Source organism: Arthrobacter sp. UYCu723, from assembly GCF_054059215.1.
The window spans coordinates 2659084-2674401 of record NZ_JBSSBW010000001.1 but is presented as its reverse complement, the minus strand read 5'-3'; the positions used below and the strand labels follow the sequence as shown (position 1 = coordinate 2674401).

Sequence of the window (15318 nt, the reverse complement as noted above, 5' to 3'; positions counted from 1 at the left end):
AAGCACGCACTGGGCGCGTGTCACCGCCAGCCTGCCGGACCCACCCCACGACTTTGCATTAGCCCTGAGGTGCAGGGTGCCGCGCATCGGCCAGGAGCGGACAATCTCACCCCGATCCAGCGCGCCGCGGACCTCGCCCAGGCGGGCACCGGGGACCCGCTGCCCGACGGCCCAGAGCGCGGCCGGCAGGTCCTGCGCCTGCATCGCGGTCATCCACCGGACGGCGTCCGGGACAGTTCCAAGCCCCGGGCCGGTCAGCCCCTGTGAGGCCAGGCGGAGCCGGCCCATGGTCCCCCGGCTCAGCCGGGCGCGCACCACTGCTGTCATGGACCCATCGTAGGCCGTTGCCTCCGCACCGGCCGTTCCCAGCCGCCTTCCAGCAGGACTGCCTACGCTTGGTACATGACCATGAGTGAGATGTGGCCGCTGTTGCGGCCCCTGTGCAGGAAGCTTGCCCTGCTGGGCTGGGCCTCTAGCGCGGCCGGAATGGCTGCCGGCCTGGCCGTCGCGATCGCCAGCGGCACCCGCCTCTCCCCCATGATGAGCACCATGCAGCTTGTCGCCAGCGTGTGTATGGCCGTCTCCGTGGCCGCCTTCGTCACGGCCGCCGCGCTGCAGCGGCGCGCCGAAGCCCGGCGCACCGCCGAGCCGCGGGACGCGGAACTCCGGCTCGAGACCGGGGCGGAGCTACCAGCCACGGTGCAGAGCTTCCTGCTGGGCTCCCTGGCCCTGCTCGCCGGGGCCGTCGTCTTCGCCTGCGCCGGTCTGCTGCTCCGGAGCGGACCCAGCGCGCAGTCCGTGGCGTTCTGCCAGGTTTTCCTGCTGGGCGCCGCGGCGTCGGGCTTCACCTTCATGCTGTTCAGCAAGGTTTCCCGGCTCAGCAAGGTTTCCCCGCGCGGCCGCCGGAGCTAAGCGGCAACTGTGCCGGCGGCAGACGCCGTTTCCTAGAGCTCCACGCCGATCAGCAGCGGTTCCGGGTGCAGTTCAATGCCGAAGCGTTCGACGACGCCGCGCCGCACCTCCCGCGCGATTGCCAGCATGTCCTCGGTCCGCGCGCCGCCCCGGTTGGTGATGGCCAGGGTGTGCTTCGTGGACAGCGAAGCACGGCCGCCCGAGACGCTGCCGGCGTCGAGCCCGAAGCCTTTGCCGTACCCGGCCTGGTCGATCAGCCAGGCAGCCGAGAGCTTCGTCAGCCCGTCCGTTCCGCCCGGATACCGGGGAGCGTCTGCCGGCAATTGCGCAGCCGACTCCGCCGGCACGATCGGGTTCGTGAAGAACGAACCGGTGGAATAGGTATCCCGGTCCGAAGGATCCGAGACCATGCCCTTGGAGGCCCTTAGCCGGAGCACCTCGCGCCGGACGTCATTCGAGTACGCCCGGCGGCCCGCCTCGACGCCGAGGGTCCGGGCGAGTTCGGCGTACCGGACCGGGGCGCTCATCCGGCCCAGCGGAAGCTGGAACTCCACCGTGAGAACCACGAAGCGCGGGGAGCCGTTGACGGTGGTCTGCTTGAGGACGGAATCGCGGTAGCCGAACTTCAGCTCCGAATTCGTGAAGGTCCGGACGGCGTTGCGTTCCCGGTCCCAGGTGCGCACGGCGGCGATCGTCTGGGAGACGTCGGAACCGTAGGCCCCGACATTCTGCACGGGCGTGGCGCCGGTGGCGCCCGGAATACCGGCCAGCGCCTCGATGCCGGACCAGGCGTGCAGCACGGCGTGCTCCACGAGCGCGTCCCAGTTGTGGCCGGCCTGGACCACGACGGCCACCCCGCCACAGGAATCCTCGGCGTTGACGGTGAACCCGTCCGAAGCGATCTTCAGGACGGTCCCGGGGAACCCGTCGTCGGACACGAGCAGGTTGGAACCCCCGCCGATGATCAGCAGCGGCTCGCCGGCGGCGTCGGCCGAGCGGACGGCGTCGATGATTTCGGCCTCAGTGCGGGCCTCGATGAAGTTGCCGGCGGGGCCGCCGACGGCAGCCGTGGTCAGGGCGGAAAGCAGTGTCTGGGTCACCTCACCAGCCTAGCCGGGAACGGCGGCTCCCCGGCAAGCGGGCCGGCGGTGCCCGGCAGGCTAACTGAGCTTTCGCGCCACCGGGGAGAGCAGGAAGCTGACCACGAGCATCACCATCACGGCCAGCAGCGAGTGAAGGATGCCGACGTGTTCCGCCAGCAGGCCCAGCAGCGGGGGCCCGCAGAGGAATGCTCCGTAGCCGATCGTGGACACGACCGAGACACGGGCGGCGGCCTTGACGGGATCGTCGGCTGCGGCGGACATGCCCACCGGGAATCCCAGCGAGGCGCCAAGTCCCCAGATCGCCAGGGCCACGTAGGCCAGCCACGGAACCGGGGCGAAGACGAACAGACCCAGGCCCAGCACGGCCAGGGCGGCGCACCAGCGCATCACCGGGACGCGGCCGAAGCGGTCCAGGACCAGCGTGCCGGCGAAGCGGCCCACGGTCATGAAGGTGACGAACAGCCCGTACCCGGCGGCGCCGGCGGCATCCGACTGGCCATGGCCGTCTGCGAGCGCCAGGGCCACCCAGTCGCCCGCCGCCCCTTCGGCAAGGGCCAGCCCCAGCACCAGCACGCCCAGCAGGAGGGTCCGGCGGTCCCGCCAGGCCTGGCCGATCTGGCGTCTGTTGTCCAGCGGCTGCTCGGGGGCCGCGTCCGTCTGCCGGACGATGGGGATGGGCCCGGTGGAGGGATCCTCGAACGTATCTGTCCCGGATGCCTTGAAGGGGCGTTCCGGCTCGACCGGAGTGATGTCTGCACGGAACCAGGCAGCGGCAGTTGCCACCGAGCCGGCCACCACGAGCCCGCCCGCTGCCAGATGCCAGAACACCGGGATGCCGGCACCGGCAGCCCAGGCACCCAGCCCGGCTCCTGCCACTGTTCCCAGGCTGAAGGAACCGTGCAGCCGGGGCATGATGTGCCGCCGGACAGCGCGTTCCACCGCGGCGCCTTCGACATTGGACGCGGTGTTCCAGCTGGCGGTGCCCAGCCCGATGATCGCCAGTCCCGCGGCGACCACCACCGGGCTGGCGAGCACGGAGGTGCCGAAGCCTGCCAGTATCAGCCCGAACCCGACCATGATGCTGCCGATCCGGATGGTGCGCTTGGAGCCGAGCCGAAGGACAATCAGGCCCGAGGCGGACACGGACAGGAAAGACCCCGCCGTCATGCAGAGCAGGAGCAGCCCAATAGTGCCTGGAGTCAGGTCCAGGCCGTCACGGATGGCCGGCAGCCGGGACACCCAGGTGGAAAACGCGATTCCGCTGGCCCCGTAGGCCACCACCACAGCGTTCCGCCAGTGCGTGATCTCGGCAGCCGGGACCAAGACATCCTTGGTCACGGCAGTATCTTGGTCACGATCTTGGCCACGCCAGCCTGACGACGGCCTGGGCCTTCACCAGCACCTTCTGGCCGCCCGAGACGACGGTGAGGTCCACGCGGGCGGTGCCCGCGCCGGCGTCGAGCGCTCCGATGGCGCCGCTGACCTCGATCACGGCACCGGGCTCCGGGGTCCCCGTGGTGTCGGCCACCGGGACGGGCTTGGTGAAGCGGGTCTGGAAATCGACGACGGCGGCGGGGTCGCCGGCCCAGTCGGTGACCAGCTGGACGGCCGCACCCATGGTGAACATGCCGTGCGCAATCACGCCGGGCAGCCCGACGCCGGTGGCGAAGGCCTCGTTCCAGTGGATCGGATTGAAGTCACCGGAGGCGCCGGCATACTTCACCAGGTCAGTGCGGGTGACCTCGATGCTGCGGCTGCCGATGCCCTGGCCGACCGTGAGGCTTGCAAGGGTGGGGGTGGTTGCCGTGCTCATGCCCTGTTTCTTGTTCGCTGGATTCTTGTTCACTATTGTCCCTCTCCGCGGACCAGGATGGACGAGGTGGCGGTGGCGACGGCCTCGCGGGAGTCATCGCCGGTCGCGACTGCGTCTGCACCTGCGGCAAGTGCGAAGATTTCCGAGCGGGTGGTGATCATGGCGCCGCCGCCCATGGCGCGGACGCCGTCGACGTGCAGTTCCGCGATCAGCCGGTCCCCGGCCACGATCGGACGGTGGTGGATGAAGCGCTGGTCCGCGTGGACCACACGGGAGAAGTCGATGCCGGAGTCGGGATCCTCGATCAGCTGGGCGTCGGCGCGCTGGGCGACGATGATCGCGAAGGTCGGCGGCGCCACGAGGTCGCTGTGGCCCAGCGCCGTGGCCGCGTCCACATCGAAGTGGGCGGGGTGGGTGGCTTTTACCGCACGCGCGAACTCGCGGATCTTCTCGCGGCCTACCTCGTACACCTCTGCGGCAGGGTAGCTGCGGCCCTGCAGATCCGGATTGATAGTCATGGATCCAGCCTAGCGCCACGCAGCCAGCCGGCCTCCCGTGTGACACCGGGCGGGCCGGGCCTCACCGTGCGGTATGATGAAAACATCAATTCATCAATCCGCGTACTGGCGCATGCCGGGCCGCGGTGCCGAGAGCGCAGGCCAGCCATGATTTCCGCAGCGCAGACCCCCTTGTACGAGATCAAGGCGAAACTGTTCAAAGCCCTCGCCCATCCGGCCCGGATCCGGGTGCTTGAACTGCTGGCGGCCGCCCCGGACACCGCGGCGCCGGTCAGCTACCTGCTCGCCGAGACCGGGCTGGAGGCCTCGCACCTCTCGCAGCATCTGGCCACGCTCCGCCGGCACGGCGTGGTGACCTCGGCCCGGTCCGCCAATGCGGTGACCTACCGGCTCGCCCATCCGAAGATCTCGGAACTGCTGGCCATTGCCCGGATCTTCCTGCTGGACAGCCTGGCCGATTCGAACGAACAGCTACGGCTGGCGCAGGAGCTTCCGGGCGGCCATCTCCAGGGTTCCGCGTCGTGAGCGCCGCCCGAGCGCTGCTCAGCAGGTTACTGCCCTCCCGCCGCGACTACGACGGGCTGCGTTCGACCTGGAAGACGGACCTGCTCGCCGGCAGCACGGTGGGCATCGTGGCGCTGCCGCTGGCGCTGGCCTTCGGCGTGAACTCCGGCGTGGGCGCCGAGGCCGGCCTGATCACCGCGGTGGTGGCCGGCCTCGTGGCCGCCGTCATGGGCGGTTCGAACGTCCAGGTCTCCGGGCCTACGGGCGCCATGGTGGTGGTGCTGGCCCCGGTGGTGGCCTCCCACGGCGCCGGCAGCATCGCCCTCGTCTCGCTGATGGCCGGGCTGCTGGTGATCATGCTGGGGATCAGCGGGCTGGGCCGGGCCGTGGCCTTCATCCCGTGGCCGGTAGTTGAGGGCTTCACCCTTGGCATCGCCGCGATCATTTTCCTCCAGCAGGTCCCTCTGGCTACCGGAACCGAGGCGACGCCAGGCCGTAACACCCTGCTCGCGGCCATCGAGAGCGCGTCCCGGGCCACCGGGCCCACCGTCATCCAGACGCTGGCCGTGGTGGCGGGTGTCGCTGCCGTGATGTTCCTGCTGCCGAAGCTGAGCAAGTCCCTTCCTGCGAGCTTGATCGCCGTGCTGCTGGCCACCGTGGCCGCTGAAGTGCTGCAACTGGACATCCCGCGGATCGGCGCCCTACCGCATTCGCTGCCCGCGCCGTCGCCGCCCTCCTTCGATCCGGCGGCGCTTGGCGGACTGCTGATGCCCGCGGTCTCGATTGCGGCGCTGGCCGCGATCGAATCCCTGCTCTCGGCCCGGGTGGCCGCCGGCATGGTCGGCCCGGACGGCAGGCCTACCGGGGCGTACAGCCCGGACCGGGAGCTTACGGGACAGGGCCTTGCCTCCGTGGCGGCAGGATTCTTCGGTGGCATGCCCGCCACCGGCGCCATCGCGCGCACCGCCGTCAACGTCCGCTCCGGCGCCAAGACCCGGCTGTCCGCGATAGTGCACGCGTTGGTGCTGCTGGCCATCATCTATCTGGCGGCCGGGCTGGTCGGCCGGATCCCGCTGGCGGTCCTTGCCGGCATCCTGATGGTCACGGCGACACGCATGGTCTCACGGCACACCGTGACCGCCATCCTGCGCTCCACGCGCGCCGACGCCGCCGTCTTCGTCATCACCGCCCTCATCACCGTGGCCTTCGACCTGATCATCGCCATCCAGATCGGGCTCGCCGCCGCGGCAGTATTCACGCTGCGGAAATTCGCCTCGCTCAGCGGAGTGAAGCGCGAGGAGATTCCCGGGGCAGCCGAGGAAGGCGACGGGCACATCGCCATCTTCCGGCTGGACGGAGCCATGTTCTTCGGCGCCGCGGAACGGGTGCTGCAGGAGATCAGCCAGGTCAAGGACATCCAGGTGGCCATCATCCGGCTCTCCCAGGTGCGGATGCTGGACGCCACCGGCGCCCACACGCTCGTGGAGGTGATTTCGGCGCTGGAGCTGCGGGGCGTCACGGTGCTCCTGAAGGGCGTCCAGCCGGAGCACCTGGAGCTCGTGACCAACGTCGGCGTGATCCGCTCGCTGCGGCACCACAAGCACCTGTTCACGAGCCTGCCGGCGGCCGTGGACCACGCGCGCAGCCACGTCCGGCGGAACGCAGCCGTCAGCGCTTGAGGTTCTTCCGGATGGTCTGGCCGCGGACCACAATCCCCGCGATGTGCAGGATCAGGCCGAGGCCGATGACGGGCAGCGAGGCCACGGCCAGGCCCTGGTTATCGGAACTGTTGCCCACAATATTCAGGATGATGCCGAGGGCAATCAGGCCCATGGCGCTGAAAACGAGCATCTTGTAGGTGGTTGTCGCGGAGGCCCAGAATTCGTTCAGCACCGCCCCAGTCTACCGGGCAGGGGGCCCGGCGTTTCGAGCCGCAACCTCAGAACAACGACTCCTGCACCGCCGGGACGTCCGAGCCGTGGTCACCGAGTTCGATCACCCGTGCCTTGAGCTGCCCCAGGTTCACCACGAATTCCAGCTCGCTGCCGTCCAGTGCCGCGACCGCAATACTGCCGCTCAGCGAGTCGATCCGGAACCCGTGGGCGTCCGCGCTGAGCTCATGCGGATAAGCGTGCCGGGCAGCCGGCGCGCATGCGGCGTCCGACAGCACCGGCCGCACCCACGTCTCGTCCACCACCTCGAAGCCGTCAATGCCGGCGCCGGTCAGCAGGAGGCGGGTTTCCGCGGCCAGCCGGTTGTTGAGCGCCTCGAGCTCGACGGCGGCTGCCGGCGCCACGAGCGCGGCGGCCTTGGCGGCCGAGCGGACCTGCTGCGGCAGTCCGGCGTCGCGGGTGACCAGATCCTCGAGGATCCGGACCACCCTTCCGTCGTCGGCGCGGGCCACATAGCGGGCGACGACGGCGCCCTGCTCGGCGAGCCGGTTCCATTTCCGCAGGTGCGAGGCGGTGCCGACCTTGCTGGCCCCGTTCGCGAAGGTGGCGACGTAGAGCCAGTGCTGCTGCATCAGGTACGCGCGCAGCCCCGGCGGGACCCGCCCGCCGCGGTGGAAGTCGTGGATGAGCCGCGAATCGTCCAGGACGAAGCAGCGCCCGCACTGGCTGCCTTTGACGGCGGCGGCGCGGGCGGGGCACAGGATGTGGTCCCGCTCCGCGGGACCGTGCACCAAGTGGTGCCCAAGGCAGGACTTCCCTGCGGCGGCGAGCCGGAAACCGAGGCGGGTGCCGGCGTCGAGCGCCAGCGCGGTGAAGGTGCCGGAGGGGTCCTGCAGCCGCAGCACCGGCTGTCCGCCGTCGGACTGTTCAGATCCCGGCCCGGGAACGGGCGGCGGACCATCCCAAAAGACCCCGTGGACCAGATAACGGGTATCGGTCACGGGGTCTCCCAGCTTGGTACGGGTGCGGCTACAGCGCCGGCTGCACCCCAAAGGCTACCGCGAGCTTCATGATCTTCTCGGCGCGGCCCAGGCGCGGCAGGTCGGAACCGTCGCGGATGACCCGGCCGCTGGCCTCGAAGTCGGCCATGAAGTCCGTGGCCCAGGCGACGTCGGACGGCGTCGGGCTGATGACCTCGTTGATGACGTTGGTCTGGTCGATGGCGAGGCAGAGCTTGCCGGTCATGCCCATCATCACGGTGATCCCGGTCTGTTCGCGCAGGATCGGGTGGTTTGTTCCCACCGTGGGGCCGTCGATGGGACCCGGCAGGTTGCCGACACGGCTGGCCACCACGAGCTTGGCGCGCGGGTAGGCCATGGCCTCGGGGGTGGCTGCCATGCCCGTGTCGCGGCGGAAGTCGCCGGAACCGAAGGCCAGCCGGAACGCGCCCTGGGCCTTGGCGATGCGGTTGGCTTCCTCGATCCCGACGGCGGACTCGACGAGCGGAATCACCGGGGTCTTGCCGTCCATGCGGTGAAAGCTTTCGGTGACCTGGTCCGCGGACTCGGTCTTCGCCAGCATGACCCCGAGCAGGCCGGGCGTGCCGCGGAGGCCGGCGAGGTCATCGGCCCAGAAAGCGCTCGTGGCGTCGTTGATCCGGACCCAGGCGTTGCCGCCGCCGGCGAGCCAGTCCACCACGTGCGCGCGGGCGGCGTCCTTCTGCGAAGGGTCCACGGCATCCTCGATATCAAGGATGATGGCGTCCGCACGGGAGACGGCGGACTGGTCGAAGAGCTCGGGTTTCATCGCGTTGACCAGGAGCCACGAGCGGGCGATTTCTGCTGGAACGTTGCGTTGAGGCCGGACGGTCCCGGCTGCGGTGGTAGAGGTCATGTCTCTACGCTATCCGCATCCGGGCCCCTCCAGCCAAGTATTCCGGCCCCGCGGGGTATCCATTACGACCAAAATCACAAACCTTACCCAAGTAGCTTGCAGTTGTTGTCGTTCTGGGCGCCCAAAACGACAACAACTGCGAGCTAGTCGGGAGGGCCGGATGGACCAGCCCGACGGCGTCCATTTAGGGGATGTTGCTGCCCCGCGCCGTGACCCAGAGCCGGTACCACTCGGCCCGGCTCATGCCTGCGGCCACTTCGGCCGCGTCCGCGCAGGCCCGGATGCGGTCCGGCTTGGCGGTGCCGATCACCGGCGATATCCCCGCCGGGTGTTTCATCAGCCAGCCCAGCAGGATCGACTCCCCCGTCGTGTACTTTTCCCCGGCCAGCTGCGCCACCAGGGCGGTGGTGGCGACCTCCGCTGCGGTCGGCAAGGCGGCCGGCGCCCCGGTGTACAGGCCGCGGGCCAGCGCGCCGTAGGCCTGCAGGGTGACCCCCTGCCGGACGCAGTGCTCCACGGTGCCGTGCGGGAAGCTGTAGTCGGTGCCCTCCGCGTGGTTGACCAACACGGTGCTTTCCAGCCAGGCCCGTTTCAGCAGGCTCATTTCCAGCTGGTTGGCCACCACCGGGGCCTCCAGCCGGTCCTGCAGCACCTCGATCTGCGGCCCGGACATGTTGGACACGCCCACGGCGCGCACCTTGCCCTCGGCCATCAGCTGCCCGACGGCGGAGGCCACCTCGGCCGGGTCCATCAGCGGATCGGGGCGTTGCAGCATCAGTATGTCCACGTAGTCCGTGCGGAGCCGGGCCAGGCTTTCGTTGACCCGTGCCAGGATGCCGTCCCGGCTGAGGTCGTAGTGCGTCTCCAGGCCCTGTTCGTTGAGCCGGATCCCGCACTTGGTCTGCAGCCGAATGCGTTCCCGCAGCCCGGGCGTCCGGGCCAGCACCTCACCGAACACTGCCTCGGCCTTGCCGTTGCGGTAGATGTCGGCGTGGTCGAACAGTGTGATGCCGGCATTCAGGGCGGCGTCCACGGCGGCAGCAGCCTCGTCCACGTCCGCAGACGAGTACGGCTCCGCCGACCAGCTGCCGCCGAGGCCCATGCAGCCGTAGATCAGTTCCTGGAAAGTGATCAGCTCCTGGGCAGGGACCGGCTCCTGGGCGGGGACCGGCTCCTGGGCGGGCAACATGCTGTTTTCGGGGCCTCCGGACGCGTGGCTCACCGCAGCCAGACGGTGGTGCTGGCCGGCAGCAGGCCACCGTCGAGCGGTCCGCTGCTGAGCAGCACCTGGCCGGCCGGCAGTTCCACCGGTTCGTCGCCGAAGTTGGTCACCGTCTGCCAGCCGCCCGGGCGGCTGAAGTGCAGGACGTCGGCGTTGCCGGTTTCGAGCCATTCCAGTTCTTCCGAGGTATGCAGTTCGCGGCGCAGCTTGAGGGCCTTGCGGTAGAACTCCAGGGTGGATCCTTCCACGCCGTCCTCGGCAGCGACGGCGTAGCGGCCGAACCAGGCCGGCTGCGGCAGGTGCGCCCCGCCGTCGCCGAAGCCGAAGGAGCTGCCCTCCGCGGCCCAGGGCAGCGGCACGCGGCAGCCGTCACGGCCGATCTCGACTCCCTTGTTGCGGAAGAAGGTGGGGTCCTGGCGCTCGGAGTCGGGGATCTCGCCGACTTCCTGCAGGCCCAGTTCCTCGCCCTGGTACAGGTAGGCGGAGCCGGGCAGGGCGAGCATCAGCTGGGTCGCCGCGCGGGCGCGGCGGAGGCCGAGTTCGACGTCGAGCTCCTCGGCCGGGGCGCCGGCCAGCAGCCAGCCCTTGCCGTCCTGACCCTTGGCGTGCTTGCCGCCGGCCTTGGGCAGGCCGTAGCGGGTGGCGTGCCGGACGACGTCGTGGTTGGAGAAGACCCACGTGGATGATGCCCCGGACTCGGTGGCTTCGGCGAGGTTCCGGGTGATGATTTCGCGGAAGTCGTCGGGGTCGAAATCGGCCTGCAGGAGGTCGAAGTTGAAGGCCTGGCCCAGGCCCTGCGGGCTGGCGTAGCGGGCACGGCGGCTGGCGTGGACCCAGGCCTCGGCGACGGCGGTGCGCGGCGGGTTGTACTCGTTGAAGACCTCGCGCCATTCAACGTAGATCTCGTGGACTTCGTCGCGGTCCCAGAACGGGTGCGAGCCGTCGTCGAACCCGTCGGCGGCGCCACTCTCCGGGCCCAGCTCAATCCTGGACAGTAGCGGCTCGGTGAGGTCCTTGGTGAGGGCGTGCGCCACGTCCACGCGGAAGCCGTCCACGCCACGGTCGGACCAGAAGCGCAGGGTCTTGAGGAAGTCATCGCGGATCTCGCGGTTGGACCAGTTCAGGTCCGGCTGTTCCGTGGCGAAGATGTGCATGTACCACTGGCCGGGGGTGCCGTCCGGTTCCGTGATGCGTTCCCAGGCGGGCCCGCCGAAGACTGACTCCCAGTCCGAGGGCGCAACCTCGCCGTTCTGCCCAAGCCCATCCCGGAAGATGTAGCGGTCCCGGGCAGCAGAACCCTTGGGAGCCGCGAGGGCCTCCTGGAACCACACGTGCCGGTTGGAGGAGTGGTTCGGGACGATGTCCGCGATGAGCTTGATGCCGGCGGCGTGCAGCGCGGCGGACATCACATCGAAGTCCGCCAGCGTGCCGAGCTTGGGGTCCACGTCGCGGTAGTCGTCGACGTCATAGCCGCCGTCGGCGAGGGCGGAGGGGTAGAACGGGCTCAGCCAGACGGCGTCGATCCCGAGTTCCTTGAGGTACGGGACCTTGGCCGTGATGCCCTTGATGTCGCCCAGGCCGTCACCGTTGGAGTCGGAGAAGCTGCGCGGGTAGATCTGGTATACGGACGCCTGGCGCCACCAGTTGGGATCGGCAGCAAGGTCGGAACCGGACAGGGTTGCCAGCGTGGCGGTGGTGGTCAAGAGAGAGATTCCTTCGGGGCTCGGGACAGGATTCTGGTATTTTAGATACAAGGTAAATCTATTGCCTGAACAATTATGGGTCCGGATCCAGGGGAGGTCAAGATTTGATGCCGCAGGCAGCCGCCGCCACGCCCCAGCTCTTGCGCCGGGTCAACGCCCAGGCGGTACTGGGCTGTGTCCGCAGCATCGACGTGGCCACCGGCACCGAGCTGATGGCCCGGACCGGGCTCACCAGGGCGTCCGTGATTGCCGTCTGCGAGGACCTGATCCGGCGCGGCTGGATCCGCGAGCTGGACACCCCCCAGCGGGACGAGGTCTCGCCCGGCACCCCCAGGAAGGGCCGGCCGGCCCGGCGCTTCGAACTCAACCACCAGGCGGGCTACGTCCTCGGCATCGACATCGGCGCTGCCACCACGACGGCTGCCGTGGCGGACCTCCGCGGCACGGTCGTGGGGCGCTCCAGTGAGAGCTTCAGGGCCACAGACATCCCCGCGGAGGAGCGGATTGGCGTCGTGGACCGGGCCTGCCGGCAGGCGCTGGCGGCCGCGGGGACGGATCCCGCCAAGGTCCTGGCGGCCGGGGCCGGTATCGCGGCCCCAGTGGACCGCGACGGCAACGTCCTGGTGAACCAGCACTTCTGGAGCCTGTTCGACGTCGGGCTCCGCTCCGCCTTCAAGGAGCTGCACGGGTGGACTGTCCTGCTGGAGAACGACGCCAACCTCGCCGCGCTCGGCGAACGCTGGCGCGGTTCCGGCACGGGCGTGGACGACCTCGTGGTGCTCCTGGCTGGCGAGCGGCTCGGTGCGGGCGTGATGGAGTCCGGCCGGCTGCTGCATGGCCGGGGCGGCGCGGCCGGCGAAATGGGCTACCTGGACATGGTCGAGGGCGTGGGCTCCAGCGACGGCATCGCCAGCCTGGCACGGCAGTGGTCCGCGGCCGGCGGCGGGCCGTCAGCCGGAGGCACTCAGGGAGGCGCGGCCAGCGCCCGTCGGGTCTTCGAGGATGCCCGCGCCGGGGATCCCGCGGCGCTGCAGATCCTGGACCGGATCTCGGAGCGGATGGCGCGGGTCATTGCCTCGATAGCCAGCCTGATCAACCCGGAGCAGGTGGTGATCGGGGGTGCCGTAGCCGAGTCGGCCGGGGCGCTGCTGCCCGGCATCAACGCCCTGCTCCCCCGCTTCACCGCGACCCCGCCGCGCGTCACGGTCTCCCCGCTGGGCGATGCGATCGTCACGATGGGCGCCATCCGGCACGCCCTGGACTATGTGGAGGAGAATGCCCTGGAGCTGGAGTTTCCTGCGCCGGCGTGATCGCTCCAGGGCTCACGCCTGGTCTACTCCGGCCGGGGCGCGGGCCGGGACTACTCCGGCATGATCATGGTGCGCAGGTCCAGCTGGCGCAGCACCCGGTCCGCGACCTCAGGGTCCATGTCCGGCTCGTTGCGGGCTGCCACGACTTCCTGGCGGGCCGCATCGAGCGCAATGGTCTGCACGGCGATCGCGAGTTCGCGGCCACGCTTGCGTTTCTCCCCCACGCTTTCATTGCGGAGGCTGCCATCGAGCAGTTCAGCATGCAAGCGGGTCATTTTTTCCTTGACCAGCGCCACCTTTTCGGGTGGCAGCTCCTTCATGAGCTCGTTGTCCTTCAGCGCCGCGATAGCCGCCTGCTGCGCGCGTCCGGCCAGGACCCGGGCGGCGTCGCGTTCTTCCGAACCGTCCCCGGAAGCCTTGAGGACCCGCATCAGCCACGGAAGTGTCAGCCCCGGGAGCACCAGGGTGGCCAGCAGGACCGCGCAGGCGATCACGATCGGCTGGCCCTGGGCCGGGAACGGACTGCAGTCCTCCAGCGTCAGCGGGAGAGCCAGGGCCAGCGCAAGGGTGGCCAGGCCGCGCATACCGCACCAGGTGAGGATCAGGACTTCCTTGGCGGAGGTGGGGCGCAGCGAATCCCTCTTGGTGCGCGACAGGCCGGACATCATGGCCAGCCAGGCGAACCGGACCGCGAACGCCAGCACGCAGATCACGACGGCGGTGCCGATCATGTCGAATATGCCGGTGCCTTCGTCCCGGATAACCTGCCGCACTTCCAGTCCCACCAGGCCGAAGGCCAGCCCGGTGACCAGCAGTTCGACCACGTCCCAGAAGGCCGTCCGGGTGACCCTTTCGGCGGCATCCTGCGGCCTGGAGTGGCGCTGCATCTCCAGGGCGGTGATGACGACGGCGATCACACCGGAGGCGTGCACCTCTTCGGCCAGGATATAGGCGGCGAACGGCACCACGAGGGTGACGGCGCTGCGGGCCACCATGGACTGCACGAGCCGGGTGATCAGGCTGGTGAGCCAACCCATGCCGATGCCCACCACGACGGCGGTCGCGGCGCCAAGCGCAAACTGCAGGACAACGCCGGGGCCGATCTTCGTGCCGGAGACCGTGGCGGCCACCGCGGCCTGGAAGATGACGATGGCGGCCGCGTCGTTGAAGAGGCCTTCGCTTTGCAGCACGGTGATGAGCCGGCGCGGCATATGGACGCGCCCGGCGATCGATTCCACGGCCACCGGATCGGGCGGAGCCACCATGGCGCCCAGTGCGATGGCGGCGGGGATGCCGATACTCGGGATCATGAGCCAGGCCGCGCCGGCGACCACACCGTCGAGACAACACGAGGGCGACGGCCAGCATCAGCAGGCTGCGCCAGCGGACCCTGAAGACAGCCCACGAACTGCGCTGCGCGGTGGCGAAGAGCAGCGGGGGCAGGAAGATGGGGAGGATCAGCTCCGGCGAGATCTCCATCTCCGGAAACCCCGGAATGAAGGTCAGCGAAGCTGCCAGGATCAGCATCAGGACCGGGAATGGCAGCCGCAGCCTGTCCCCCACACCCACAGCCACCACCGTGGCCAGCAGCAGTCCTATGATGAGTGCCAGCTGGTCCATAAGCTCACTTTCCCCAGAAGTCATCGCGGCCGCCATGCGTTCCGGATGCGTCGACCGCCCCCGCCACTTTATCGGGAAGCAGGCCGGACCTTACCGGGGGCCGGAAGCAGCCCTGAGCTAGGCCAAGGCCTCCAAGGCCGCCGCGATGGGCAGGCTGCCGTCGCGGAATTCGATGGTGCGGCCAATGCTTACCTTCAGCCCGAGGACTGCGGCCGCGACGAGCGCGACATTGGCGCGCGCGGTGCCGGTGCCGTCGGAGGTGTCGGCCGGGTTGACGTCGATCAGGCCATTGCCGGGGCCGTCGGTGAGCGAGCCGGGGCCCAGGATGGTCCAGTCCAGGCTGGTGCCGCGGAGGTAGGCGTCCGCGGCGGCTTTGGCCTCGGCATAGGCGTAGAAACCGTTGTCCTGGGGGACACCGTGGTCCGGCCCTGCGCCGAGGTAGGACACCATGATGTAGCGTCCGACGCCGGACTGGCCCGCCGCGTCCATCGAACGGATAGCCGCGTCGCGGTCCACCGCGTAGGTTCGCTCCGGGCTTCCGCCGCCGGCGCCCGCGGACCACACCACGGCGTCGTGGTTCCGCAGGGCCTCGGCGATCTCAGCCGTCGTCGAGTTCTCAACGTCCAGGACATCCGGCGTTGCGCCGGTGGCCGCGACGTCGGCCGTATGGTCCGGGTTGCGGAAGAAGGACGTGACGTCCTGCCCGTCCGCCGCGAGGATCCTGGACAGTTCCAAAGCCACTTTTCCGTGGCCGCCGATGATTGCGGTTCGTGTCATGGGCCCATTCTGTCCCACTTCGCCCACGCTTGACCGGCAAACTCCTTCGCG

The 15318-nt window shown here is 69.5% G+C and carries 14 protein-coding genes and 2 pseudogenes; 4 read left to right on the top strand and 12 right to left on the bottom strand.

The window, feature by feature from the left end:
• Positions 1–60: 60 nt before the first annotated feature.
• Positions 61–327 (bottom strand): annotated as a pseudogene (locus ACVWZ8_RS12570) (DNA glycosylase AlkZ-like family protein); the annotation flags it as partial.
• A gap of 75 nt (positions 328–402) precedes the next feature.
• On the opposite strand from ACVWZ8_RS12570, the gene ACVWZ8_RS12565 reads away from it, so the two are divergent.
• Complete coding sequence (locus ACVWZ8_RS12565; RefSeq protein WP_456504819.1) at positions 403–912, top strand: hypothetical protein; 510 nt, start codon at positions 403–405, stop codon at positions 910–912.
• Positions 913–944: 32 nt separating this feature from the next.
• On the opposite strand, the gene ACVWZ8_RS12560 is transcribed toward ACVWZ8_RS12565, so the two are convergent.
• Genes ACVWZ8_RS12560 through ACVWZ8_RS12545 form a run of 4 tightly spaced genes read right to left on the bottom strand, consistent with a single transcriptional unit; the run spans position 945 to position 4346 of the window.
• Complete coding sequence (locus ACVWZ8_RS12560) at positions 945–2012, bottom strand: UDP-N-acetylmuramate dehydrogenase (protein ID WP_426979036.1); 1068 nt, start codon at positions 2010–2012, stop codon at positions 945–947.
• A 60-nt stretch (positions 2013–2072) separates the two neighbouring features.
• Positions 2073–3353: an MFS transporter gene (locus ACVWZ8_RS12555; protein WP_426979037.1), complete on the bottom strand. Its 1281-nt coding sequence runs from the start codon at positions 3351–3353 to the stop codon at positions 2073–2075.
• 13 nt (positions 3354–3366) lie between these two features.
• Entirely contained in the window at positions 3367–3828 is a 462-nt protein-coding gene (locus tag ACVWZ8_RS12550; protein ID WP_456504818.1) for a MaoC family dehydratase, read from the bottom strand.
• 32 nt (positions 3829–3860) lie between these two features.
• Positions 3861–4346: an FAS1-like dehydratase domain-containing protein gene (locus ACVWZ8_RS12545; protein WP_426979039.1), complete on the bottom strand. Its 486-nt coding sequence runs from the start codon at positions 4344–4346 to the stop codon at positions 3861–3863.
• Between the two features lie 147 nt (positions 4347–4493).
• Between ACVWZ8_RS12545 and ACVWZ8_RS12540 the strand changes: the two genes are divergently transcribed.
• Together ACVWZ8_RS12540 and ACVWZ8_RS12535 are read left to right on the top strand one after the other, a co-directional pair.
• A complete protein-coding gene (locus ACVWZ8_RS12540; RefSeq protein WP_456504817.1) occupies positions 4494–4871 on the top strand; it encodes an ArsR/SmtB family transcription factor in 378 nt (125 codons plus the stop codon).
• Positions 4868–6529, top strand: coding sequence for a SulP family inorganic anion transporter (locus tag ACVWZ8_RS12535; RefSeq protein ID WP_456504816.1), 1662 nt, complete (start codon positions 4868–4870; stop codon positions 6527–6529). The genes ACVWZ8_RS12540 and ACVWZ8_RS12535 overlap by 4 nt, the downstream gene beginning before the upstream one ends.
• On the opposite strand, the gene ACVWZ8_RS12530 is transcribed toward ACVWZ8_RS12535, so the two are convergent.
• From ACVWZ8_RS12530 to ACVWZ8_RS12510, 5 genes are all read right to left on the bottom strand, one after another.
• On the bottom strand, positions 6519–6743 hold the full coding sequence (locus ACVWZ8_RS12530) for a DUF3188 domain-containing protein (RefSeq protein WP_426979042.1): 225 nt from the start codon (positions 6741–6743) through the stop codon (positions 6519–6521). The genes ACVWZ8_RS12535 and ACVWZ8_RS12530 overlap by 11 nt on opposite strands.
• A 46-nt stretch (positions 6744–6789) precedes the next feature.
• Positions 6790–7743 carry a DUF2797 domain-containing protein gene (locus ACVWZ8_RS12525; protein ID WP_456504815.1) on the bottom strand — a complete coding sequence of 318 codons (954 nt, stop codon included), beginning with the start codon at positions 7741–7743 and terminating at the stop codon, positions 6790–6792.
• 28 nt (positions 7744–7771) lie between these two features.
• Complete coding sequence (locus ACVWZ8_RS12520; protein ID WP_426979044.1) at positions 7772–8635, bottom strand: HpcH/HpaI aldolase/citrate lyase family protein; 864 nt, start codon at positions 8633–8635, stop codon at positions 7772–7774.
• 184 nt (positions 8636–8819) lie between these two features.
• The gene (locus tag ACVWZ8_RS12515; RefSeq protein WP_456504814.1) at positions 8820–9857 is read right to left on the bottom strand and encodes an aldo/keto reductase; all 1038 of its coding nucleotides are present in this window, start codon (positions 9855–9857) and stop codon (positions 8820–8822) included.
• Positions 9854–11560 (bottom strand): glycoside hydrolase family 13 protein, encoded by a 1707-nt coding sequence (locus ACVWZ8_RS12510; RefSeq protein WP_456504813.1) that lies wholly within the window; start codon positions 11558–11560, stop codon positions 9854–9856. The genes ACVWZ8_RS12515 and ACVWZ8_RS12510 overlap by 4 nt, the downstream gene beginning before the upstream one ends.
• Positions 11561–11667: 107 nt before the next feature.
• On the opposite strand from ACVWZ8_RS12510, the gene ACVWZ8_RS12505 reads away from it, so the two are divergent.
• Entirely contained in the window at positions 11668–12870 is a 1203-nt protein-coding gene (locus ACVWZ8_RS12505) for an ROK family protein (protein WP_426979046.1), read from the top strand.
• 50 nt (positions 12871–12920) lie between these two features.
• Here ACVWZ8_RS12505 and ACVWZ8_RS12500 read toward each other — a convergent pair.
• Positions 12921–14490, bottom strand: a pseudogene (locus tag ACVWZ8_RS12500) (Na+/H+ antiporter).
• A gap of 117 nt (positions 14491–14607) precedes the next feature.
• Complete coding sequence (locus tag ACVWZ8_RS12495) at positions 14608–15267, bottom strand: NAD(P)H-binding protein (protein ID WP_456504812.1); 660 nt, start codon at positions 15265–15267, stop codon at positions 14608–14610.
• Positions 15268–15318 lie beyond the last annotated feature (51 nt).